Source organism: Pseudomonas sp. LBUM1644 (genome assembly GCF_059716195.1).
The window spans coordinates 3164907-3187244 of record NZ_CP166812.1; the positions used below are offsets into that span (position 1 = coordinate 3164907).

Below are 22338 nucleotides of genomic sequence, written 5' to 3' on the forward strand. Positions count from 1 at the left end.
GACTGGTGGCGAACTACCCAGATCTACCCAGTTTGTTCGAATTCGACCTGAAAGTCCTTTGGACCGAATTTGACCAGTACGCCCCTTGGTTATGACCGGCAGAGGTCGACCCATAGCTGCGGGTGGCGAAAGGCAGAAATCGGCCAAAAGCGGACGGTCGCGACAAGCAGCTATGGGCAAAAGCAGACGATCACCGAAATCAGCCCGCGTATACCCAGGCTCCACTCTCCTGCCTTACGCAGAAAGTTAGCCATACCTTTTTTCGCTTTCGGCCAAGACGGCCTCAAGCTTGCTGAGCGCGGCATCGAAGTCGATGCTCTCGATTGCTCGCGAAACGCGGGATTCAGGAGTGAGGCGAGCGCAGATGACCAATATGTCAGCCTGCTTCAAGCAGGTCGCTTTTTCCTCTAGCGAGTAACATTCATCCAGGCCAAATTCCGCCATCTTCGCGGCACTGAACTGGCGCGTCAGCCCGATCAATTTAACGTCAAAAGATTTAAGACGCCGAGCGAGCGGCAATGCGATTGTTCCCAGACCGTAGAGGCACACCGTACGTCCCGCCAACATAGTCCCTGATGGCGCCCCCAATATGCCGCTCCGAACATTAAGTTGAGCTTGTGTCAGATTTCGGAGCAACGCCAATATCAAAAGCAACGCGTGCTCCGCAACGGAGTCTGCGTTTCCTCCATTGGCTGGGACGTTAGCGACTGGAATCCCTAAATCCTTAGCCGCAAGAATATCGATACCTTCCAGACCGCCCCCCCATTGTTGCACGAGGCGGCAGCGGCTCATTTCAAGCAAGCGGAAATCGACACTGTGCATTTTGGGAATCAATACATCTATGTTGTTAGGAAGCGTTTTTAGATCCTTTCCCGACCACACAATCACTTCATCACTTCATCACTTCATCACTTCATCACTGGCATCGAATGGCAACGCTTGCCGAAGGGCCTCTGCAGTATCGGGAAAAGTCTCGCCACAGAACACAATTCGCATATTACCTCCTTGAACCAACAAGCATGGTTGATATTTGAATATCAATTAGAGGCTCATATTCCAGCGTCTGCGCTATCGACCGTCTATTGTTCCTTGTGATGATAGGGTGGTCCTGAACGTATGTATGAGATTCGCAATGCCAATCTTCCCGGCATGCCCGAAGCCGTTCAAGCATTATTACTCGCCGGGCCAGTCAGTTCTTTTCTTACCACACCGCTGTTATTCATCCTGATGTCGAAGATGGAGGTCAGCTTGAGTAAAATGAAGACCTGACAACGCAGTGCAATTAGCCCTGATCAGGCTTTGATACGGGCAAACGTCGCGCATCAGAAGTTTTCATAATTCGGCATCCTCACCCTATGCGGAAAAATCTGAGAACTCTGGTGAATCAGGGGCCGGCCCGCTAGATCGGATCAGTCCGCCAGAGCCAGCGTGTTGGCTACTGGCGGAGATCCTAGTGCTTATCGTAGAAGGTTCACCTTGGCTAGATCGATGAGCTGCTTGGCCCGTCCATCAAGGACAGCTTTCAACATGAAGAGCCCGAACCCTTGCGCTTCGGCGAACGTGGTTTTTGGCGGCATGATCAACTCTTGCCTTTCGCTGACAACGTCCACCACGACGGGGCCCGGATGAGCAAAGGCTTCCTTCAATGCACCGGCCAAATCCGCAGATTTTTCAACCCGGATGCCCTTGATACCGATGGCTTGGGCCATTGCTGCAAAGTTCGGGTTATCAAGTTCACAACCAACGTCCAGGAAACCGTGGGCTTTCATCTCCATTTCCACAAAACCCAACGTGCCGTTGTTAAGCACGATGATTTTTACGGGCAGTTTCATCTGCCTCAATGTCAGGACATCGCCCATCATCATTGCAAAACCACCGTCGCCAGACATAGAGACTACTTGGCGACTAGGGAAGGCGCACTGCGCACCGATAGCCTGGAGCATTGCATTGGCCATAGAACCGTGGTTGAACGAACCGATGAGGCGGCGCTTGCCGTTCATTTTTAAGTAGCGTGCAGCCCAAGCAGTTGGCGTGCCGACGTCGCAAGTGAAAATAGCATCCTCAGACGCCAGTTCGCTAACCAGGCGGGTCACGTACTGCGGGTGAATCATCGCGCCGTCTGAGCCTCCCTCTGCCAGGGCGTCCAGGTCTGCGCGGGTTTCCCTGTAATGCTTCAGGGCAGCATCGAGATGACCGCTGTCATGGTGCTCCTCTAGCAAAGGAAGCAGTACCTGAAGTGTGGGTTTCACTTGACCAACCAAACCCATGTCCAAACCGCAACGGTTTCCAAGTGCCTCAGCGCGAACATCAACCTGGAAAATGCGCGCGTCTGCTGGATAAAACTGCCGGTAAGGGAAGTCGGTACCCAGCATCAGGAGAGTGTCGCAATCCTTCATAGCCGCATAGCCTGAAGAGAACCCGATTAACCCAGTCATTCCAACATCGTAGGGATTGTCGTACTCGATGAATTCCTTGCCACGAAGCGCATGCACGATAGGAGCTTTCAGCTTCTGAGCTAAGCTCAAAATCTCCTCGTGTGCGCCCACGCAACCCGCCCCGCAAAGCAGTGTGATCTTTTTGCCTTTATTCAGCATGAAAGCAAGCTGCTCAAGCTCGTCACTGCGCGGATGGATGACAGGATCGCTGGGCACAAGCCAACGCGGTACCGGTACCAAGGTAGGTTGCAAAGCGACATCCCCCGGGAGCACCACTACTGCCACCCCTTTTTTTGAGATCGCCGCGCGCATCGCGCGCTCCAACACTTGAGGGAGCTGATCCGGACGGGAAACCAATTCAACATAATGGCTGCATTCCTTGAACAGTACTTCCGGGTGAGTCGTTTGGAAGTATTCGATCCCTATTTCGGTGCTTGGTATATGGGCTGCAATCGCCAATACAGGAACACGGTTTCGGTGAGCATCGAAAAGCCCGTTGATGAGGTGAAGGTTTCCGGGGCCACAGCTACCAGCACAAACGGTCAGATCGCCGGTAAGGTGTGCTTCCGCACCAGCTGCAAATGCAGCTGCTTCCTCGTTGCGCATATGAATCCAGTCGATGGATTCATCCCGGCGTAGTGCATCCGTAAAGCCATTGAGCGAATCGCCTACCACGCCGTATACGCGTTTCACTCCCGCGCCTCGCAGGGCTTCGACTACAAAGTCCGACACTGTTCTTGCCATTTGATGAACTCCTACAAAGAAAGTTTTGTCCTGAAACCAAGACTCAAAAATCGAAGTGCAAGGCTATTTGCCATTAAGACAGAACGGATGACAGGCCAATATTGATTAGCGGTGGATATCCAAGCGGAATGCGAAAATGATCTATTAGATATCTCAAGTAACAGACCTCATCCATAATTAGTCGATATTATCCACTTTCGCATACCAAATTAACTGTAGAGAGCTGCAGGTAATAGCTAAGTGCAGTGACGATCATCGCTGGAGTCAGCCTAGGCGAAAACTGTGCACTGAGCACTTACACATAAGTATCGGTTTATGCCACTCACTGCTTAACTGATTGATATTCAACACTTAGATACTCCTTTCAGGTTTGAATCACCTGATCCTGTGCCTTGTCATTGGCTTCATCCAAAGTGGGTGTAACTCATCTGCCTCATGGCGTTGATCAGGTAATGAGCGGGCCAGTACTGGTTTTCGAAAATGCTCCAGATCTGTAATTGTTGGCGATCGCCACGTTGCCGATGGTCCGTTCACATTCGCAATCTGGTGTGAATGGCGGATAGAGGAAAAAATTTAAATTCCTAAAGGTTTGTATCGATGTGTATTACTAGGCGGCCCTGATACGCATCGATTAAAACACCCTTTTTTTCGACACAGACCAGATACCTCTCAGGCTTCTAATAGGTTCCATCGAGGCAAACCCAACCGCCTCGGCTCAATTGAACGACCTAGCCATTGAAGCCTTGAGGAGATCACCATGAACACCAAAGCAATCTACGCCGCTTGCCTGTTTGCCGCCCTGAACATCTGCACTTTATCTGCCCGCGCCGAAGCAGACGTTTCGCCTAAGACCTACACCTATGGCACCCACCTGGACATCAAGAAAGTGGTGTCGCTGACACAGGACGCCGCACCCACCTGCGGGGTTGTGAATGCCCAGATGACCTACCTGGATTCCCAGAGCAAAACGCAGGTCCTGGACTACCGCAAGTTCGCTGACGGCTGCATTGGTGACAACTGAGCCCTCCACTTACCGATTGCCAATCCCCTTTGAAACAGGAGAAAAACCATGAACAACGTGACTCGCTTTTTGACCGCCGCTGCTTTCGCCCTGGCTGGTGCCGCCGCTCATGCCAACGCCGCTGTTGAACAAACCTCCTGCGGCAGCAGCACCTGCTTCCAGTTGATCCCTGTGAACGCGCAGGGCGGCGGTGACTTCTTGGTACAGGACGGCTCGAGCCGTACACTGCAGGGTCAGTTGGTGGCTGCCGATGGATCGAGCCGTACGCCGCAAGGACAGTTGGTAGCTGCCGATGGCTCGAGTCGTACGCCGCATGGACAGTTGGTAGCTGCCGATGGCTCGAGTCGTACACCACAAGGGCAACTTGTTGCCGAAAACGGAGCGAGTCGGACCCCACAAGATCGTTTAAAGGATAACCAGGTGGTCTGAAGTATGTTTCATAAACACCATCGTTCCTTTTTAGGCGCTGGCGTGCCAACCCCTGCCCCGCTGCACTCTTTGATCTTCCTGCAATCCTGCATGGAAAGATTTGGGCGAACGTAGTCGCCCTCATTCAGGTTAAGACTTTGCCGGCACTGTGATGGAGGCCACGCATTTCGCTGAATCGCCTGTGACGGATCTCATCTGGGTTAGGGCAATCAAGGCGATCACCCCCAACCCCATCAAATAGCCATTGATGTAAAACGGGGCACCCCCTCCATATGCAAGCAGTGATGTGGCAATGATAGGGGCTAGCCCGCCACCGATAGCTCCGGATACTTGCACTGCAACGGAAATTCCTGTGTACCGCACGTCTGGAGTAAATTGGCCGGAGAATAGCGCACCTTCGGGCCCGTACAGCATCGAGTAAATAATCCCAATGGCTACTACCATCGCAAAAATGATCCAGAACTGTTCCTGGGTTTGAAGCAATTGGAAGAAGACAGAGGAAAACAAAATGACGCCTACAATACCAGCAGCAAACATCTTTCTCTGACCGACTTTGTCACCTAACCAACCGCAAAAGGGCATGGTGAACATGGCAACGGTAGCGCCCCAGACGACCGCATTCAGCATCAAGTCCTTCGGTATCGCAAGCGTCTTTGTTGCATAAGCCAAGGAAAAGGTCGCAATCGTGTAGAACCAGGTCACCTCAGCCAAACGAGCACCGGCAACAGCAAGCAACGCTCGGGGATGCGCACGTAGTACGGTTTTAAACGGCATCTCACGAGGTACATCTCTTTTCACAGAGATAAAGTCGGGGGATTCGGCCACTTTTTCGCGTATATACCAGCCCACTAGAAGCAATGCAGCACTGGCAAGGAAAGGAATTCTCCAACCCCAGCTGAGCATGTCCTCCTCAGGCAATTGGGCGACAGCACCCATCGCAAGTGATGAAAGAATCAATCCAATGGCAACGCCAGTTTGGGGCAGACTGCCGAAAAAGCCTTTCTTACCCTCAGGCGCATGCTCGACGGCCAAGAGAATCGCCCCTCCCCATTCACCGCCGACCGCAATGCCTTGCAGCACTCGCATCAGAACAAGTAGCACTGCCGCCCAATAACCGATGGAATCGTAGGAAGGGATCAACCCTATGATGATCGTCGGCACACCCATCATGAACAGCGTGATAATGAGCATCGACTTTCGGCCTAATCGGTCTCCGAAATGGCCGAATACAATGCCACCAAACGGACGCGCAAAGAATCCGACGGCATATGTCGCGAACGCTGCCAGGGTGCCAGTAACCGGGTCAAAATCAGGAAAGAATATTTTATTGAAAATGAGCGCAGCTGCGGTGCCATAGAGGAAGTAGTCATACCACTCAATCGTGGTACCCATCATGCTCGCAATACCGGCTATCACTGTCTGACGTTTCACTGCTGAAGGAGCCGCACCTGCCTTCGTTATTTTCGACATTTTTCAGTCCTTTATCTGGCAGTGATTGTGTGTGGGAGTCTTTCTTATAAGCACGCAAACTCGGGCCCATACGAAGATGCAGTACGGGCTTGTGGGATGAGATCTTTACATCGGCGGCATGCCAGGCAATCGGTGCGTCTGACGACACCAGTAATCGAATGTCGCTCGCACAATGGAGGGTTTCAAAAGATAGTCGTGAGCTTCCTGCGCTAAGACCGGGTCGACTGGTGTCAGATCACCGAACGCCTTGGCCCGGATCTGCATCCTCGCCGCCCTCTCCAGGTATACCGAAAGGTAAGTGGCTTCCTCTACCGATACGCCGGCGGTGAGATATCCGTGGTGGGCCAGAATGATAGACTTCATCCCACCCAGTGCCTCGGATATCAAAGTCCCCTCGTGGTCGGCGATCGGTACCCCTGGCCATTCACCCAAGAAAGCGCAATCGTTGAACAGCGGAGTCATATCCATCTGCGAGATCACAAGTGGCTGCCTCGCGGCGGCTAGCGCAGATGCCCAGGGAGAATGCGTGTGGATGATCGAAGTGACGTCTGGGCGATTTCTGTAAACCCACAAATGAAAGCGGGTGGCGGGATTAGCCATCCCTTCGCCAGTTACAGTATTGAGATCCTTGTCGACCTCGATAAAGTCTTCCGCTGTCGCTTCTTCAAATCCAAGGCCGAAACGTAATGTCCAATAGGTATCTTCCCTATCGGAGCGCGCGGTGAGCTGCCCGGCAAGACCAGCCTCTTGTCCGGTCATCGCAAGGATTCTGGCTGCGTAAGCAAGGCGCTCCTTCAGAGGCATCTCTTTTGATTTAAGGTGTTGGGCCATCTCGCTTGTGGCCCGCAGATCGAAATATTCTTTACTGCGTAGTTCCTGACTCACTTGGCAATCCTCAATCTAACCATCAACGGTGGCTCAAGCTTATGAAGCTCGATCATCGATGGCGATGAGGCTAGGGCTATATCAGGTATTCACTTGAGCGACTTCGCCGCATCCATGGCAAATCCCAGTATCGATCTGGTAATGGCTGTCGAGGGTGAGTCGGAGCGGTAGATGGCGACTACCTTGCGTTTTAGCAACGGTTTTACGTCGGTCACACGAGTGAGGCTGTACTGCTCCAGCACCCTATTTGGAATGTGTGCGGGAAGGACGCAGGCTCCCACACCTGAAGCGACCAGTTCGAGCATTGCGTCAACGGTTTCAACCTCTGCAGCCACGACATAAGGCACTCCACATGTGTCCAGCATTCTTCGTAGCGCATATCCACTCGGAAACACCACAAGCCTTAATGGCTGCTCCCCCATGTCGATGCTCAGCGGCGCTGGTTCCAGTTCGGCCTTGATTATGATTGCCATTGATTCGGTAAAAAGACCGCCCGACAGCAACTCCTTTGACGCCACTTCGCTGTCGTATACGAAACCCAGATCCGCTCTGCCTGACTCCACGAGCTTTACGACCTCGGTCGAACTGCGGGCCATGAACGAGACATTTACGTCCTGGTTTTGGTGCACGAATCGAGAGACCAGATCTCCAAGAAAATAGTAGGTAAGCGTATGCACCGTTGCCAAGCGCAGACTGCCTTGCGTGATGCCGAATTGATCTCTGATTTGAACGATGGCCGCATCAATTGCCATGAACGCAGGGCTCGCCATAGACGCCAAATGCTTTCCAGCATCGGTTAAAATTAGCCCTCGACCCGTTCGCCTGAAAAGTGGGTTTCCGAGATAGCTTTCCAAACTAGCGAGCTGTCGGCTCAGACTTGGTTGAGAAATATCCAGCTGTTCAGAAGCGGCCGATATCGACCCATGCATGGAAATGCAGAGGAAATTTCTTATTTTTCGATCCAGCTCATCGCTCATAACTAGGACACCCTTTAATGTTGGACACACACGGACATTGAAGCTGCGCCTTGTAGTCCCACCACGATAACAATTGCCGCGCCATGGATTCACCTCCGGCGCAGACGCTCGTTAATCAACTGCGCGTTGCAAGGCCCGGCATTGACTTGCTAGGGAGGTAGGGACAGCCACAAAAGGGCCACAGCGGCCTTTAATCGACGTAATGATAGCGTGCAGTACATCGCATACCCGCAGCAGATATACGTTACGTCGCTTGTTACCGTACCGAGCCTGTTACTCCTATCGCTTTCCAACGGGTTGCCCTCCCCTAGTAGTACCCCTATCGCACCTTGGTATCGCATGGAGCGTGTATCCGAAACCAAGCCCGATACCATCGTGTAATCGTCCCGCTTTGAATGCTCTGTTCTGATTACTCCTGACTTTGATCCAGACCTAAGTGACAGGGACACTGGAAAAATGCCCATGCGTTCGAAGATCAGGAGACAGAGATGGGGGCCGGAAGAGCGTTGTATACCGTCAGGGTTCACACAAAAGGTTTTCGCGACGGGGGTTACTCTCGCAGTGATGACGGCTGCTTGAACATCAGGCACTCGCTACCGGGTTTCGATAGCAGCGGGACGAACTCGGAACAGCTTTTTGCAGCTAGTTGGTCTGCCTGTTTCGACGCGGCGCTGGGCCTGGCGGCACTGAAGCAGAAGGTGTCACTACCGGTTGACGTCTCTATCGATGCCGAGGTCGATCTTTGTCTCAGTGGAGAGGCGTACTTTCTATGCGCTCGGTTGACCGTCAGCTTGCCGGGACTGGATCGCGAGGTAGCGCACAAACTGATCTACACCGCCCACCAGACATGCCCTTACTCCAAAGCCGTCCGCGGCAATGTCGAGGTTCAGCTCAGTCTCCTCTGAGCTCAGTGCTAATCATTTTCCCCCACTTCAGATACACGCCAAAGAACGTCAGAAGCGCGGAATTATGGGCCATGGCGGCCGTCATGTCTGGTGCCGCGCGTTTTCCCTGACCAGCACATCTTATGCAGGCTTTTTCAACAACCATAAAAGCAAGGGTCCGATAATGAAAAAATTGACGACAGCAGCCGGCGCGCCGGTGGGCGATAACAACAACTCTCAAACGGCTGGTCCTAGAGGACCCGTGTTATTGCAGGACGTTTGGCTGCTAGAGAAGTTGGCGCACTTTGACCGTGAAGTTATTCCTGAACGCCGGATGCACGCAAAGGGCTCAGGCGCATTCGGCACTTTCACGGTTACTCACGACATCACCCGCTACACAAAAGCAGACTTATTTTCGAGCATTGGTAAGACCACGGATGTTTTCGTCCGATTTTCTACCGTGGCTGGCGAACGTGGAGCCGCCGACGCCGAGCGTGACATTCGCGGGTTTGCCATCAAATTTTATACCGGCCAAGGCAACTGGGATCTGGTGGGCAACAACACACCTGTGTTTTTTCTGCGGGATCCGTTGAAGTTTCCAGACCTCAATCACGCAGTCAAACGTGATCCACGTACAAATATGCGTAGTGCCAGAAACAACTGGGATTTCTGGACACTACTGCCCGAGGCTTTGCATCAGGTCACGATCGTTATGAGCGACCGCGGACTACCGCACTCCTATCGACACATGCACGGATTCGGCAGCCATACGTTCAGTTTCATTAGTCCGGCGAACGAACGTTTTTGGGTGAAGTTCACCTGGAAAACCCAACAAGGCATCAAAAACCTGACTGATCAGCAAGCCTGCGAACTGGTCGGCGATGATCGCGAAAGCGCGCAACGGGATTTGTACACCAGCATTGAGGAAGGTCGCTTTCCCCAATGGAAACTCTACGTTCAAATAATGCCAGAAGCGGAAGCTGGGTCTTATCCGATCAATCCTTTCGATTTGACCAAGGTCTGGCCGCATAAAGATCATCCCCTGATCGAAGTCGGTGTCCTTGAGCTCAACCGCAACCCGGACAACTACTTTGTCGACGTCGAACAAGCCGCCTTCAACCCTGCCAACGTCGTGCCGGGCATCAGCTTCTCACCAGACAAAATGCTTCAGGCTCGATTGTTTTCCTATGGCGATGCGCAACGCTATCGCGTGGGCGTAAATCATCATCAGATTCCGGTAAATGCCCCTCGATGCCCAGTCAACAACTATCACCGGGACGGGCAAATGCGTACCGACGCAAATGCCGGAAGCGCCATCGGATATGAGCCCAACAGCCATGAACAATGGGTGGAGCAACCCGACTTCCGTGAGCCGCCTCTATCACTGCAGGGCAGTGCCTGGCACTGGAACCACAGGGAAGACGAAGATTATTTCACCCAACCTGGCGCCCTATTCCGGCTGATGGACACGACTCAGAGACAGGCGCTGTTCGATAACACTGCGCGATCGATCCACGGAGCTAGTACACAGGCGAAGCAGCGCCACATCAATCACTGCACACAAGCTGATCCGGAATACGGATCAGGCGTCGCCCAGGCAATTGAACAACTAGCTTGATCGAGACGCTATCAGCAAGAGCAAAAAGGTTACTCGCGCCATTTGCTCTTGCCCCTCCCGCTAACCCAACATTGAAAATGATTTCAAAGCGATTCAAAAACAGTCCTCCCAAAGGCTCAGCCATCAGAAGCCGTTCCAGGTCACGCGAGGCGGCATGAAGGTCAGAACCTCGTGGCGTAGGATGGCCCCGCTGATTCAAACGCGTTCCAGTTCTTTCAGGTGACCGCGTTACTGGGCTTCAGCACTTACACCTTGATGTAATAGACGGCCGCGCACCCAATCGCTAAAAACGTCGCTCGTTAGGGGACATGGCGAAATGCTGAGGATTTATGGTGAGTCAGATGGAACACGTTGATCACATTCTGATAGTCGACGACGATCGCGAGATTCGAGAGCTCGTAGGTAACTACCTAAAAAAGAACGGTTTGCGAACCACAGTCGTGGCGGACGGCCGACAGATGCGCTCCTTTCTTGAGTCTTCCACCGTGGACCTCATCGTGATGGATATCATGATGCCGGGGGACGATGGACTGCTCTTATGTCGAGAGCTTCGTTCAGGCAAACATAAAAGCACACCGGTCCTGATGCTGACCGCACGCAACGAAGAAACCGACCGCATCATCGGCCTGGAAATGGGAGCTGATGATTACTTGGTTAAACCCTTCGCAGCCCGTGAGCTGCTTGCACGTATCAACGCCGTACTGCGTCGCACGCGCATGCTGCCACCCAATTTGATTGTCAGCGAGGCTAGTCGCCTGCTTGCGTTTGGTAAGTGGCGGTTAGATACCACGGCGCGTCATTTGCTCGATGGCGAGGGGACTATCGTCACCTTAAGCGGCGCGGAATACCGTTTGCTGAGGGTATTTGTCGATCACCCCCAACGCGTCCTGAGCCGCGATCAATTGCTCAATCTGACCCAGGGGCGCGACGCAGATCTCTTCGATCGCTCCATCGATTTGTTGGTAAGCCGTCTGCGTCAACGCTTACTGGACGACGCCCGCGACCCAGCCTACGTCAAGACCGTGCGCAGCGAAGGGTATGTTTTCACCTATCCGGTGGAAATTCTAGGAGAGCAGTCATGACGCCGCTGCGTTGGCCAAGAACGTTGGCCTCGCGACTGTCGTTGATCTTTCTCGTCAGCCTTGTAGCAGCTCATGGACTGTCTTTTGGGCTGCAGTTTTATGAGCGATACCAAAGCGCGATGACACTGATGCTGGGCAATCTGGAGCAAGACTTGACGACCACTGTGGCAATGCTTGAGCGCCTGCCCGCTGCTGAACGTCAAGACTGGCTACCGCGCTTTGAGCATCCCAACTATCGCTATCAACTGGACGAGGGCCAACCTGGTACGCCGATGAACATGGCCTCCGCCCCGGCGTCTGTTCGCTCCATGGAAGCGACACTGGGGCAAGATCACGACCTTAGCTTTACTGATATTTCTGACCTGCGTCCGCATTATCAAGCGCACCTACGCCTGAGCGACGGAAGCCCGCTGACGATTGATGCTCGGCCTAAAATATCCCCGCTATCGCCATGGCTACCGTTGCTGTTAATCGTGCAACTGTTGCTACTATTCGGCTGTACCTGGTTTGCGGTACGAACTGCAATACGCCCCCTGACTCGTCTATCAAAGGCAGTCGATACTCTTGATCCGAACGGGGGAGGAACTCGTCTTGATGAGGCAGGCCCTATAGAAGTGGCCTACGCAGCGGTTGCCTTTAATACCTTGCAGGAACGCATCGCGACTCATATAAAAGAGCGCATGCAACTACTGGCTGCCATTTCTCACGATTTGCAGACTCCCATCACGCGCATGAAGCTGCGCGCCGAGTTTATGGAAGACTCCGTAGAGAAGGACAAGCTCTGTAAGGACCTGAGCGAGATGCAGCATCTGGTCCAGGAAGGGGTTGCATACGCGCGCAGCATGGATGGTTCAACTGAAACCAGCCGCCGGCTCGATCTGCATTCGTTCCTCGACAGCCTGGTATTCGACTATCTGGATACTGGAACAAGTGTGGTTCTGAACTCGGAAATCGGCACCGTTATCGATACACGACCACATGCACTGCGGCGAGTGCTGGTGAATCTTGTGGACAATGCTCTGAAATTTGGCACAGAGGTCCAAATCAACGTAGAGCCCCAAACGGACAAGAGCTTGTTGATCCAGATCCTGGATCGTGGTCCAGGAATTCCCGAGGACCAATTGCCAGAAGTGATTAAACCGTTCTATCGCGTGGAAAGCTCGCGCAACCGTGACACGGGTGGTACAGGGCTGGGTTTGGCAATTTCGCAACAACTAATGTTAAAACTTCAAGGTTCTTTAATACTGTACAACCGAGAAGGTGGCGGGCTTTGCGCTCAGCTGACCCTACCCTACAGCTTGTCTGACTCTTCGAGGATGAATGGCACCGTCGGATAAGGCGGTGCTAATCATCTGCTGCTGCGCTAGCCCTTTGGCTGCATTAACTATTTTATTCGCGAAAAAGAAACGCCCGCGGGGACTCTCCCATCGCACGGCGAAACATTGCGCTAAACGCACTTGCACTAACATAGCCCAAATCCCGGGCAATCAACCCGATTGACTCCCCCTCTCGAGCCGGTTCAAGGCGCAGGCCAATCGCACCTGTTGCACCCAATGGCGGTAGGTCAGGCCGGTTTCTTTGAGAAAAAGGCGGATCAACGTGCGCGAACTGGCACCCACTTTGTCCGCCCAATAGTCTACGTTTCGAGCTTGCCCTGGAGTGTCGAGAATAGCGGTGCACACCACCAACAGCCGGCGGTCTACCGGCCACGGTATCTGAAGCGGCAATGTTTGTGCAGACTCCAGTTCACTAAGAATCAGAGCTACGACGTGACTATTGCGACCCTCGAGTGAATATTCGATGGGTTCACTGGCCAGCACCAGTATCAGTTCGCGCAATAGCAGAGAAACGTCCACGACTCGGCAGCTGTCTCCATAACTTGCGGCGACGTCGGCTTCTATGTAGATGGAACGCATCTTGACCGGGCTGAGCATCAATTGGTCATGTTCTTCTCCGGCGGGTATCCACAGAGCCCGTTTAGGCGGGAGGAACCACATGCCACCGCGGGTCGCAACACGCATGACACCGCTGATGGCATACAACAACTGGCCATGGCGATGTGTATGCGGGGGATTGTATTCCCCGGCCATTTGGTTACGAGCCAATGCCGTCATCAGCCGCGGTACGTCCTGATAGTCTAGGTAATCCTCACTGCGTCCGTTCAATTCTTCGGCTTTGCTGACAATCCGTCCCTTTTGCTTCATCAATCACACTCACCAATTGGGTTGCAATGCCGAAGCCTCTGACATTGTCACTTTGAAGACATAAGCTGGCACTTGCCGATTCTTTGATATTGCTACGATCGCCCTTAATCAAATTTCCGAAAATAAGGGTACGTAGAAAATGGCCCCCATCAACACTTCTCCAAATGCATCCGATAAACATAGCGTGCCTGCAGTCATCGGTTTATTGGTTCTTTCCATTGCATTACGTCCGGCGATTGTTTCTATTGGCCCCATCTTGCTGCTTATTCAAAACCAATATGGTTTGACTTTTACCCAAGCGGCGTTGCTGACTTCCATTCCCGATGTATGCATGGGCATCTTCGCCTTAGTCGCACCCAATTTAAGTCGGCGCTTTGGTACCGACCGTTGCGTAATTGCAGCGCTGGTTTTGCTTGGCGCAGCCTGCTTGGTGCGGGCAATATCTCCGGATGCCGTTTTTCTATTGCTCAGTACATTTCTGGTCAGTATCGGAATCGCAATTGCTGGTGCTCTCATCGGCGGTTGGATAAAAGCTCACTTTCCACATCGGCCAGCATTCTTCATGGGTATCTATGCCGCCGGCCTTAGCGTAGGAGCAACTCTTTCTGCGTTATTCACTGCGCCCATTACTGAGTTCGCTCAAAGCTGGCGGGTGGGTGCCGGGATCTGGAGCTTACTGTGCGTCACAGCTGTAATAAGCTGGTTGTGGATGGCCCGACGGTTCGCAACTTCCGCACCGAAGGTCAACACCGTTGATAACCGGTCGGCCGTGACCGGGATGCCGTGGAGCAATCCTCAAGCGTGGCTCATAGCGTTGTATTTCGGCTCAAGTCAATTCGTGGTCTATGCCCTCTTCGCCTGGTTAGCACCCGCATCTACCGAAGCCGCTCTAACCACCCTGCCCGCCGGAGTGTTGCTTGGGCTATTTACAGCGGTGTTTGCAATCGCAAGTGTCGGTGCTGGCCTGATCCCTGGAAGGGCCCATGACCGTCGTGGTCTTTTGGGAATCACCACCGTACTTGCACTCATTGGTACGGCGGGCATGGCGTTTGCTCCAGATACTTCGCCCATTCTTTACGTATTGCTTATGGCAACCGGTCTAGGCATGTCCTTCACAGTTGGGATGACGTTGCCACTGGACAATTCCAAAACGCCTGCAGAAGCCGGGGCTTGGACCGTATTCATGCTTTTCATAGGCTACCTGATTGCAGCGTTGGGCCCCGTCTGTTTCGGCGCGCTGCGTGACTATAGCGGAGGCTACCACCTTGCTTATGACATGCTGTTTGCGGTACTTCTCTTTATGCTGTGCCTGACGCCGATTCTGAAGCCGGCATCCGAAACGCGATTACGGGTGCCGGCGACCTGACATCGCAACGGTTTAATGCCGACGCATACAGAGTATCAACCCATCAGCCTACGCAACCCGCTCTTGATACTGTGCCAGCTGCGCACTTTGGGAAATCTCATTGACGGTCTCCTTGTCAGGCTGCGGGGGGTCGGCAATGCGATTGCTCTATGGGTCTGGCGTGGCCGCAGACGAGCCTGAAAAGAGTCCGAATGTCTCAGCGGCTCTCCTAAAAGCAATATCTGCGGGCGACATGTACATCAGTTGTCCTGGCCGCACCCTTGACCGACGGTTAGATAATCTAGCACCTCAGGCTTACCAGCCGAGTCTATATAAGCCAGTCGCGCGTTAACGACACCACAACCGGATGAAGGTGTTTCGCTGACCGAAATGACTTTGGCAATGTCCAAGTGGTCGCCGTACATGTAGGCGTGCGGAGTCACATTCTCTTGGGCATTTGCTGCGACGGCGCCGAGGCTAACGATGGCAAACAGTGAAGCGATGCTGAGGTTCTTCCAGTTCATGACGATATCTCCAGTTATTGAATGAGTGGTCCTGCAAGACAGCTTGTGCTGCTCCGGTGGTGACCCATTTAACGCCGCTAAGGTATCCCGTATGTGTCACCAACTTCCGCACATTAAACAGTTCGTATCGGGAGGGCCTCAGATACATAGACATACAAGTGTGTCGGCATAGGAATTTCGCCTAGAGCGATCACACTGAAACATCGCTCCTTTTGGGAGCGAAATTTTTGGCAAGACGCGGTGACGCTCGACACACCTTTAGCGCCTGAACGATCTCGTCCCGAATAAACACTTTGCTCCTAAAGGCGCGTCGTACATGGTCAACGGTCGCCAAGGCATGAGAGAGCTGTATAAATTTGTCTAAGCCATTGTTTACACGAGACTGCGAGTGACCAAACGGTTGTTGAACTACAATCCCTGCATTCGTCTGCGGTAAATAATCAGAGTCCTAATCGTCCTACGCGACTCGATACCGCGACATAGCTCATTTGCAAATCCAACTAAAAATTCCTGAATTACGATTTCAGTTTATCCACACAGAACTATGTGATTGCTAGCTTTATCGCTCTGACAGAGCATCACGGATACGCAAAGTGCATGACCGAAGGCTACGCCGGCTAAATGTTACGCAGCATGTAATAAAACATGCGAATTACTGACCCCTAACAGTCCCCCTTGGCTCAAAAATTTAGTGACAAACACACAACTACCTGAAGGCCGCAGATATCAGCAGCAATCAAAATCGCTAGACCATAGGCAGTCATGCGCATACTTTGGATTTCGTCAGGCCTGCTCTTAGACGAGATTGAGGACGACGTCTATATTTCCGCGAACAGCTTTCGAATAAGGACAAGTCTGATGCGCGGTATCGATCAGGCGCCGAGCTATATCACGCTCAACACCCGGCAGGCTAACGTTGAGACGAGCACGCAGAAAATAGGCATCACCCTCCAGGCAAAGATCGACTTCGGCATCAATGGCGACGTCGGCCGGAAGCTCGACTTTAAACTTGCGCGCCGCGAGCCCCAACGCTCCATCAAAGCATGCCGACCATCCAGCCGCGAAGAGTTGTTCGGGGTTTGTACCATTGCCTATGATACCCGGTAGCGAATGGCTAATATCCAACTGGCCGTCGTCGCTTCGTGATGTGCCCCCATCGCGAGCACCTGTGGTGTGTACTTTAGCGGTATAGAGGATTCTCTTGGATGTCATATTGAAGCTCCTTATTTTATGGGAAGACGCATGCCAGATGCGTTTGTGAATCAGAGCAGACTCTTGGCAACCTATCGATTGCACGATGGTATCGCCCCCCCAGCCTGCTTGTTGCGTCCGTAATCGCGCCATGCGACGCCAAAGTATTGTAAGCATCCGGCGAGGCCACTTTCTCGACCCCTGCCACAAGGGCGATGGTGTCCACATAAAAATACGTTGAGACACCATCGTCCTTACCACCAGGATTGGCATGCGCAAACGAACGCCACGGTGAGGTCGCGGCTTCCGATTATCATGAGGAGCTCCTTATATAGAAAAATTATATTAATATTGCATTTCGAAAAGAGCAAAAAATGCGCCATGCGGACGCAAGTTTCGTTAAACCTCAGTATCAAATACTTCCACCTCGTTTTTTCCAAGAACAGCGCAGGCGCCGATACAAATCGTTAATTAAGGCGGCAATATGTTGCTGCTGCATCTGACTTTTTTGCCGTTCAGCCTCATGACGTCTACATACAAAAAGGTGCGCACTCCTAACGTCGCATTGTCTAAATCGTGTCCGATTATCTATAAGCGGAAAAAGCGTTGACGCTTTTGTGAAGAGTTCGTTCGGATGATGAGTGGACATAGCAGATACGATGTTGTTGTCCCCCACCCTCACAACTATGGCCACCCAACGCGTCTACTATTAAGCGCTAACACCGCATAACTGGTAAGTCTCATCCTGTGACGTCATGCTCGAGCTGCAGCACTCAAACTTTGGCAACCTCCTATTCTCCGGTTGCTTGATCAGTTGAACAGATGACGTAGAGGAATCCGATCATGGCCGAAGGTTATCGCGTGAGTTGCCTTAGCAAAGCTGAGCGGCTTGGGAACGACGAATTGCACACCTTAATGGCGGGTGTCGTCAGGCGTGACAGGCGTGAGTCACAACAACTCTTTGCGGCAGTGACACCCTTACTTATCGCCTTCTATGAAGGCCAAGTGCAGGCCGGGCGGATCAAGCGTGGAGCCACAGCGGGCCTGGTTCAGGAAGCTTTGAAGGCGCTCTACCTTGGACAGCCAGGTTATGACCCGAACCTACCGTTCCGGGCGTGGGTTCTCGATATCGCACGATCAACTCTACTGGGCAACTCGGGCTCAGAAGCCGTTTTCGACGATCTTGCAGGTGTGGCGGTGCGCAACTGCCAGCAAGCCATGCAAGTCACGTGATTCGATCTTTCGACGCCGCGTTATCAACGCCAGGAAATACTCATGATCAATATCGAAAAAACCCTCTACACCGGTCATACCTACACAACAGGAGGTCGAGAGGGCACCGGCCGCAGCCATGATGGACGACTTGACCTCAAGCTTTCTCCACCCGGCGCGCCCGGAATAGGCACCAACCCGGAGCAATTGTTCGCAGTCTGCTGGTCAGCCTGCTTTCTCGGTTCTCTGCGCCATGCCTGCAATGCTCGCAGGATCGCCTTTCCAGTGATGGCCGGTGTCGATGCCCAAGTCGACCTGATCCATGGCGAACAGGGTTTTACTCTGCAGGCCCGACTGGTCGTATCGTTGCCTGACATCGAGTCGGACACCGCTTTGCAACTTATTGAAGCAGCAAACCAGAACTGCCCCTACTCAAAAGCCACACGCGCCAACATCCCTGTGAGCATCACACTCGCCTGATTTTCCGCTCTATGCTCAACACCTTCAGCAGAAGCAGAAGCAAACTGCCTGCTTCTGCCTCTCAATCATTGGCTATTCGAAACACCAGAGGCGAACACAATATCCCGCCAAACCCAGGCTAATCCGACACAATACTTTTGGCCTCAAGAAACGATTCCAGCCCAAAGACGCCGAACTCCCGGCCGACACCGGACTGTTTGACCCCGCCGAACGGCGCAAGCAGCTCTGGCGCGATTCTGTTGATTAACACCGAGCCGGCCTGCAGCCGGGCCGCCAGGCTTCGGGCACGTTCCGGTTGTCGGGAAAATACATAGGCCTGCAAGCCGTAGACACTGGCGTTGGCAATATCGATCGCCTGTTCCTGCGAGTCATATGCAATGATCGACAGCACCGGGCCGAAAATCTCCTCTTGAGCAATGTCCATGTCACTGCTGACGTCGGCAAAGACCGTGGGCCTTACGAAATAGCCCTTATCCAGGCCGACCGGCCTGCCCTCCCCGCCGGTAATCAGCGTCGCGCCTTGTGCCTGCCCGCGGCGGATGAAACCTTGTACGCGGTCGAATTGCGCCTGACTGACCAGCGGCCCGATAACGGTGGCAGGATCCTGCGGATTGCCGACGACCATCGCTCCGACCAGACTTTTTACACGGTCGATGATGTCCTCGGCGTGCTTGCGCGGCACCAACAGGCGCGTGCCGGCGACACACGCCTGACCGTTATTCATGAAGGCAGCATTCAGTGCAAGAGGAATGGCAGCGTCTAGATCGGCGTCATCAAGGACGATGGAGGCCGACTTCCCCGTGAGCGACAAGCTCACTCGCTTCATGGTTTCTATACCGGCGCGAGCAATGAGTTTCCCGGTGGCGGTGGACCCCGTGAATGAAACTTTCGCGACGTGTGGGCTGGTGCTGATTTCGTCACCGACATCACCGCCTCGCCCCAATAGAATATTGAAAACCCCTTTTGGCAAATCTGCGCGATGCAACGCCTGGGCGAGCACATCGGTTTGCAAGGGACTCAACTCGCTCGGTTTGATGACCGAGGCACAGCCGGCCGCAATGGCCGATGCCAGTTTGCTGCATATCGTCCCGGCGGTGCTGTTCCAGGGCGCAATCAGCGCCGCTACGCCGACCGGCTCCATCACCACGGTCGCGTCGCCGACCGAACGAATCAAGTCGTAGTTTTTCAACACCTGCGCCGCATTGGCAAATGACTGCGAAGCGTAGCGACTGACCCATTGCGCTCGGGCGAACGGCGCACCGTACTCCTCGATGGCGGTATCGCGAATTTCATCCGTGCTCGCCAGCACGGCAACCTGCAACTGCTCAAGCATCTCGATACGCTCGGCCTTGGAGGTGCGGCCCATCGCGACTTGAGCACGCGAAGCCGCCGCGATGGCGCGCCTGGCATCTTCACGATCAGCCAAGGTGACTGTACCGATGACTGCCTCGGTCGCGGGGTTGATGCATTGCACCGTTTCATTTCCCTGAACGGGAACGAATGCTCCATCAATGTAACTATGATTGATCTTCCACATTGTGGCGTACCTAATCGATTGCGCTTTACAGCGATGAGCACCAACACCCGGTATGCCCAGGCGTTGACCAGGTCCATTAATAATCCCTTTTCAACCCAGCATCGGCTCACGGCTGAAGGCTTGCACCTCCTGCACCAGGCCTTGTGCTGCCTTCATCACCAGTTGACGGCCTTTTTCCGGTGACGCTTGCGCGGGATCCGATCCCATGCGGCCATCCGGATGACGGGCGCGGAAATCGGCAGCCTCTCGAATGGGCCCCCAATTGGCGATCTGTGGTGAGTAGTCAGCCGATTTGATGGCGTGTGGATAGGCCCATTGGGTCACGGCAATTTCCGAAGGCGTTGCGTGAATGCCATGTCCTGTCGGGAACTGGTCCTTCGCCAGGTCATTGATACCCTCCAGATCCCACCAGTTGCACAGCTTCAAGGCAAAACCCGCCGGGCGACGTGCGAAACTCGCTTCGGCGTAAAGCTCCGAAAACGCTGCTTCGATCGACGCGATGTTGCCGCCATGGCCATTGAGGAAAAAGATTTTTTCAAAGCCGTGGGCAGCCAGCGAGCGAGTCCAGTCACCGATGGCGGCGATGAACGTCGAAGGCCTGAGCGTGATCGTTCCAGGGAAACCAAGATGATGCTGCGCCATGCCGATATTGAAGGTCGGGGCAATCAGGATATCCGCTGCCTCCTGCGCCTGATGGGCGATGATTTCGGGGCACATCCAGTCCGTCCCCAGCAGCCCGGTAGGCCCGTGCTGCTCGTTGGAACCGATCGGGATGACGATGGTACGGCTACGCTCGAGAAATTTTGCGATTTCGGCCCAGGTCGATAGATGTAAAAGCATCTGCGTTCTCTCTTTGGAAGTTCCTTGCGGAACAGGATGGGTGTGAAGTTCAAAGCGCCCGATCAATCTGCGGTGCATCCAAGACCCGGTCGCGATGCGCCAGCGGTTTGCTCGCGATGATCACGAACGCGGCGCACAGAAACACGCAGCCGACAGCGACGATGCCAGGGTTCATGCTTGCTGTTGATGTCTTTGCCCAACCGATCACGGCCGGGCCCCAGAAGCCGCCGCACAGACCGATGGTATTGATCAGAGCGATGCCGCCCGCTGCCGCTTCGCCCTTGATGAGTTCAGAGGGCATTGCCCACAAGACCGTGTAGGCCATGAACATCATGGCGATCGCCAGCGTCAGCAGAACCATTGATAACATCAGGTTCCCATCGGCAACAGGATACAAAAGTATCAGTAGTGCCCCGACGCCTGCCGGGACCGCGCAGTGGAAGCGGCGCTCGTTGAAACGGTCGGAGCGGCGCCCGATCCAGTACATGCCGGCTGCCGCTGCCACATAGGGAATCGCGGCGTACCAACCCAGCTGCATCATGTCGTGGATGCCTTGCGCTTTAAGGATCGCCGGGAGCCAGAAACTCATGGCGTAGATCGAAAAAATGATGCAGAAATAGGCGCACGCCAGTAAATAGATCCTGCGATCGCGCAACACCGCTCTGAACGAGTGTGCCCCTCCCAGGGACGCCCCCAGCTCACGCTGCAGCATTTGCTTTTCCTCGACGCTCAGCCAGCGAGCTTCGGCGGGATGGTTGCAAAGGTAAAAATAAGCAAACACACCGAGCAAGACGCAGGGAAACCCTTCAATCAGGAACATCCATTGCCAACCTGCGAGGCCACCCACACCCTCAAACGTGGAAATCAGCCACGCCGAAAGCGGACCGCCAATAATTCCGCCTGCCGGACCTGCGATGAACACGATCGCAATGGCCCGAGCCATTCGTTTGGGGCCGTACCAGCACGACAGGTAATAGATCATCCCCGGTGCGAAACCGGCTTCAAAAACACCGAGCAGAAACCGCATGGCGTAGAACATCGGCACGTCGCGCACGAATAGCATGCAGGCCGATGTGATGCCCCATAACACCAGAATGCGACTGAAGGTTTTTCGCGCCCCCACTCGAGGCAGCATCAGGTTGCTGGGTAGCTCGAACAGCACATACCCCAGAAAAAACACACCTGCGCCGACACCATAAGCGGCGTCGGACAGCCCCAGGTCGTTTTGCATCTGCAGTTTGGCAAAGCCGACGTTGATGCGATCCAGATAGGCGAAGACGTAGCAAACGAACAGGAGTGGCAACAGGCGCCAATTGAGTTTGCGGTACAACGTTGCGAGGGCGGCACTGTCTGCGGGCGTCACGATGGTCGACATGCGAGTCTCCAGTTTTTCTTGTTTGGTCTGACGTGTGGAAGATGTTGCGCCGACGGCGTAAACAGCAGCAAGAGCAACTATGTTC

Annotated in this window: 22 protein-coding genes and 1 pseudogene; 10 read left to right on the forward strand and 13 right to left on the reverse strand. The window is 53.8% G+C overall.

The annotated features are described in order from the left end of the window. Positions 1-246 precede the first annotated feature (246 nt). The gene (locus tag ACA052_RS14270) at positions 247-888 is read right to left on the reverse strand and encodes an NAD(P)-dependent oxidoreductase (RefSeq protein WP_497645455.1); all 642 of its coding nucleotides are present in this window, start codon (positions 886-888) and stop codon (positions 247-249) included. A 228-nt stretch (positions 889-1116) separates the two neighbouring features. On the opposite strand from ACA052_RS14270, the gene ACA052_RS14275 reads away from it, so the two are divergent. After that, complete coding sequence (locus ACA052_RS14275) at positions 1117-1269, forward strand: hypothetical protein (protein WP_497645456.1); 153 nt, start codon at positions 1117-1119, stop codon at positions 1267-1269. Between the two features lie 188 nt (positions 1270-1457). On the opposite strand, the gene poxB is transcribed toward ACA052_RS14275, so the two are convergent. Continuing rightward, complete coding sequence (poxB, locus tag ACA052_RS14280; protein WP_497645457.1) at positions 1458-3179, reverse strand: ubiquinone-dependent pyruvate dehydrogenase; 1722 nt, start codon at positions 3177-3179, stop codon at positions 1458-1460. 364 nt (positions 3180-3543) lie between these two features. Continuing rightward, positions 3544-3729: pseudogene (locus ACA052_RS14285) on the reverse strand (cytochrome c biogenesis protein DipZ); the annotation flags it as partial. 207 nt (positions 3730-3936) lie between these two features. Between ACA052_RS14285 and ACA052_RS14290 the strand changes: the two are divergent. Further along, positions 3937-4200, forward strand: a complete 264-nt coding sequence (locus ACA052_RS14290) for a DUF2790 domain-containing protein (protein WP_159812261.1) — start codon at positions 3937-3939, stop codon at positions 4198-4200. 48 nt (positions 4201-4248) lie between these two features. Then, entirely contained in the window at positions 4249-4629 is a 381-nt protein-coding gene (locus ACA052_RS14295) for a hypothetical protein (protein ID WP_497645458.1), read from the forward strand. A 129-nt stretch (positions 4630-4758) separates the two neighbouring features. On the opposite strand, the gene ACA052_RS14300 is transcribed toward ACA052_RS14295, so the two are convergent. From ACA052_RS14300 to ACA052_RS14310, 3 genes are all read right to left on the reverse strand, one after another. Continuing rightward, positions 4759-6099 (reverse strand): MFS transporter, encoded by a 1341-nt coding sequence (locus tag ACA052_RS14300; protein ID WP_497645459.1) that lies wholly within the window; start codon positions 6097-6099, stop codon positions 4759-4761. 105 nt (positions 6100-6204) lie between these two features. Beyond that, a complete protein-coding gene (locus tag ACA052_RS14305; RefSeq protein WP_159812263.1) occupies positions 6205-6984 on the reverse strand; it encodes an aldolase in 780 nt (259 codons plus the stop codon). Positions 6985-7073: 89 nt separating this feature from the next. Next, a complete protein-coding gene (locus ACA052_RS14310) occupies positions 7074-7961 on the reverse strand; it encodes a LysR family transcriptional regulator (protein WP_497645460.1) in 888 nt (295 codons plus the stop codon). A 488-nt stretch (positions 7962-8449) separates the two neighbouring features. Here ACA052_RS14310 and ACA052_RS14315 point away from each other — a divergent pair, with 488 nt between their 5' ends. From ACA052_RS14315 to ACA052_RS14330, 4 genes are all read left to right on the forward strand, one after another. Next, a complete protein-coding gene (locus ACA052_RS14315; protein WP_033046113.1) occupies positions 8450-8866 on the forward strand; it encodes an Ohr family peroxiredoxin in 417 nt (138 codons plus the stop codon). Between the two features lie 163 nt (positions 8867-9029). After that, positions 9030-10463 carry a catalase gene (locus ACA052_RS14320; protein ID WP_497645461.1) on the forward strand — a complete coding sequence of 478 codons (1434 nt, stop codon included), beginning with the start codon at positions 9030-9032 and terminating at the stop codon, positions 10461-10463. A gap of 341 nt (positions 10464-10804) precedes the next feature. After that, entirely contained in the window at positions 10805-11545 is a 741-nt protein-coding gene (locus tag ACA052_RS14325) for a response regulator (RefSeq protein ID WP_403025194.1), read from the forward strand. Next, the gene (locus ACA052_RS14330) at positions 11542-12882 is read left to right on the forward strand and encodes an ATP-binding protein (protein ID WP_497645462.1); all 1341 of its coding nucleotides are present in this window, start codon (positions 11542-11544) and stop codon (positions 12880-12882) included. The genes ACA052_RS14325 and ACA052_RS14330 overlap by 4 nt, the downstream gene beginning before the upstream one ends. Before the next feature lie 52 nt (positions 12883-12934). Here ACA052_RS14330 and ACA052_RS14335 read toward each other — a convergent pair whose 3' ends face one another. Further along, positions 12935-13099 (reverse strand): helix-turn-helix domain-containing protein, encoded by a 165-nt coding sequence (locus tag ACA052_RS14335; RefSeq protein WP_497645463.1) that lies wholly within the window; start codon positions 13097-13099, stop codon positions 12935-12937. Further along, complete coding sequence (locus tag ACA052_RS14340) at positions 13033-13749, reverse strand: AraC family ligand binding domain-containing protein (RefSeq protein WP_497645464.1); 717 nt, start codon at positions 13747-13749, stop codon at positions 13033-13035. Before ACA052_RS14340 ends, ACA052_RS14335 begins: the two co-directional genes overlap by 67 nt. 139 nt (positions 13750-13888) lie before the next feature. On the opposite strand from ACA052_RS14340, the gene ACA052_RS14345 reads away from it, so the two are divergent. Then, positions 13889-15115, forward strand: a complete 1227-nt coding sequence (locus tag ACA052_RS14345) for an MFS transporter (protein ID WP_497645465.1) — start codon at positions 13889-13891, stop codon at positions 15113-15115. Positions 15116-15354: 239 nt separating this feature from the next. Here the strand turns inward: ACA052_RS14345 and ACA052_RS14350 are convergent, their stop codons facing one another. Next, positions 15355-15618 (reverse strand): DUF2790 domain-containing protein, encoded by a 264-nt coding sequence (locus ACA052_RS14350; RefSeq protein WP_497645466.1) that lies wholly within the window; start codon positions 15616-15618, stop codon positions 15355-15357. Between the two features lie 795 nt (positions 15619-16413). Further along, entirely contained in the window at positions 16414-16830 is a 417-nt protein-coding gene (locus tag ACA052_RS14355; protein ID WP_497645467.1) for an organic hydroperoxide resistance protein, read from the reverse strand. An 822-nt stretch (positions 16831-17652) separates the two neighbouring features. On the opposite strand from ACA052_RS14355, the gene ACA052_RS14360 reads away from it, so the two are divergent. Beyond that, complete coding sequence (locus ACA052_RS14360; RefSeq protein ID WP_497645468.1) at positions 17653-18042, forward strand: hypothetical protein; 390 nt, start codon at positions 17653-17655, stop codon at positions 18040-18042. Between the two features lie 42 nt (positions 18043-18084). Beyond that, positions 18085-18501 (forward strand): Ohr family peroxiredoxin, encoded by a 417-nt coding sequence (locus ACA052_RS14365; protein WP_123419610.1) that lies wholly within the window; start codon positions 18085-18087, stop codon positions 18499-18501. A 118-nt stretch (positions 18502-18619) separates the two neighbouring features. Here the strand turns inward: ACA052_RS14365 and ACA052_RS14370 are convergent, their stop codons facing one another. The 3 genes from ACA052_RS14370 to ACA052_RS14380 all read right to left on the reverse strand — a co-directional run bounded on the left by ACA052_RS14370 (position 18620) and on the right by ACA052_RS14380 (position 22253). Continuing rightward, a complete protein-coding gene (locus ACA052_RS14370; protein ID WP_497645469.1) occupies positions 18620-20038 on the reverse strand; it encodes an aldehyde dehydrogenase family protein in 1419 nt (472 codons plus the stop codon). A 90-nt stretch (positions 20039-20128) separates the two neighbouring features. Next, complete coding sequence (locus tag ACA052_RS14375) at positions 20129-20878, reverse strand: creatininase family protein (RefSeq protein WP_497650325.1); 750 nt, start codon at positions 20876-20878, stop codon at positions 20129-20131. A 49-nt stretch (positions 20879-20927) separates the two neighbouring features. Further along, entirely contained in the window at positions 20928-22253 is a 1326-nt protein-coding gene (locus tag ACA052_RS14380) for an MFS transporter (RefSeq protein WP_497645470.1), read from the reverse strand. Between the last annotated feature and the right edge of the window lie 85 nt (positions 22254-22338).

Excerpts from the sequence above, each read along its gene's own strand:
- ACA052_RS14275 (WP_497645456.1), top strand. The coding sequence starts at position 1,117 with ATGTATGAGATTCGCAATGCCAATCTTCCCGGCATGCCCGAAGCCGTT.
- poxB (WP_497645457.1), bottom strand. The coding sequence starts at position 3,179 with ATGGCAAGAACAGTGTCGGACTTTGTAGTCGAAGCCCTGCGAGGCGCG.
- ACA052_RS14290 (WP_159812261.1), top strand. The coding sequence starts at position 3,937 with ATGAACACCAAAGCAATCTACGCCGCTTGCCTGTTTGCCGCCCTGAAC.
- ACA052_RS14295 (WP_497645458.1), top strand. The coding sequence starts at position 4,249 with ATGAACAACGTGACTCGCTTTTTGACCGCCGCTGCTTTCGCCCTGGCT.
- ACA052_RS14300 (WP_497645459.1), bottom strand. The coding sequence starts at position 6,099 with ATGTCGAAAATAACGAAGGCAGGTGCGGCTCCTTCAGCAGTGAAACGT.
- ACA052_RS14310 (WP_497645460.1), bottom strand. The coding sequence starts at position 7,961 with ATGAGCGATGAGCTGGATCGAAAAATAAGAAATTTCCTCTGCATTTCC.
- ACA052_RS14315 (WP_033046113.1), top strand. The coding sequence starts at position 8,450 with ATGGGGGCCGGAAGAGCGTTGTATACCGTCAGGGTTCACACAAAAGGT.
- ACA052_RS14320 (WP_497645461.1), top strand. The coding sequence starts at position 9,030 with ATGAAAAAATTGACGACAGCAGCCGGCGCGCCGGTGGGCGATAACAAC.
- ACA052_RS14325 (WP_403025194.1), top strand. The coding sequence starts at position 10,805 with ATGGAACACGTTGATCACATTCTGATAGTCGACGACGATCGCGAGATT.
- ACA052_RS14330 (WP_497645462.1), top strand. The coding sequence starts at position 11,542 with ATGACGCCGCTGCGTTGGCCAAGAACGTTGGCCTCGCGACTGTCGTTG.
- ACA052_RS14340 (WP_497645464.1), bottom strand. The coding sequence starts at position 13,749 with ATGAAGCAAAAGGGACGGATTGTCAGCAAAGCCGAAGAATTGAACGGA.
- ACA052_RS14345 (WP_497645465.1), top strand. The coding sequence starts at position 13,889 with ATGGCCCCCATCAACACTTCTCCAAATGCATCCGATAAACATAGCGTG.
- ACA052_RS14350 (WP_497645466.1), bottom strand. The coding sequence starts at position 15,618 with ATGAACTGGAAGAACCTCAGCATCGCTTCACTGTTTGCCATCGTTAGC.
- ACA052_RS14355 (WP_497645467.1), bottom strand. The coding sequence starts at position 16,830 with ATGACATCCAAGAGAATCCTCTATACCGCTAAAGTACACACCACAGGT.
- ACA052_RS14360 (WP_497645468.1), top strand. The coding sequence starts at position 17,653 with ATGGCCGAAGGTTATCGCGTGAGTTGCCTTAGCAAAGCTGAGCGGCTT.
- ACA052_RS14365 (WP_123419610.1), top strand. The coding sequence starts at position 18,085 with ATGATCAATATCGAAAAAACCCTCTACACCGGTCATACCTACACAACA.
- ACA052_RS14370 (WP_497645469.1), bottom strand. The coding sequence starts at position 20,038 with ATGTGGAAGATCAATCATAGTTACATTGATGGAGCATTCGTTCCCGTT.
- ACA052_RS14375 (WP_497650325.1), bottom strand. The coding sequence starts at position 20,878 with ATGCTTTTACATCTATCGACCTGGGCCGAAATCGCAAAATTTCTCGAG.
- ACA052_RS14380 (WP_497645470.1), bottom strand. The coding sequence starts at position 22,253 with ATGTCGACCATCGTGACGCCCGCAGACAGTGCCGCCCTCGCAACGTTG.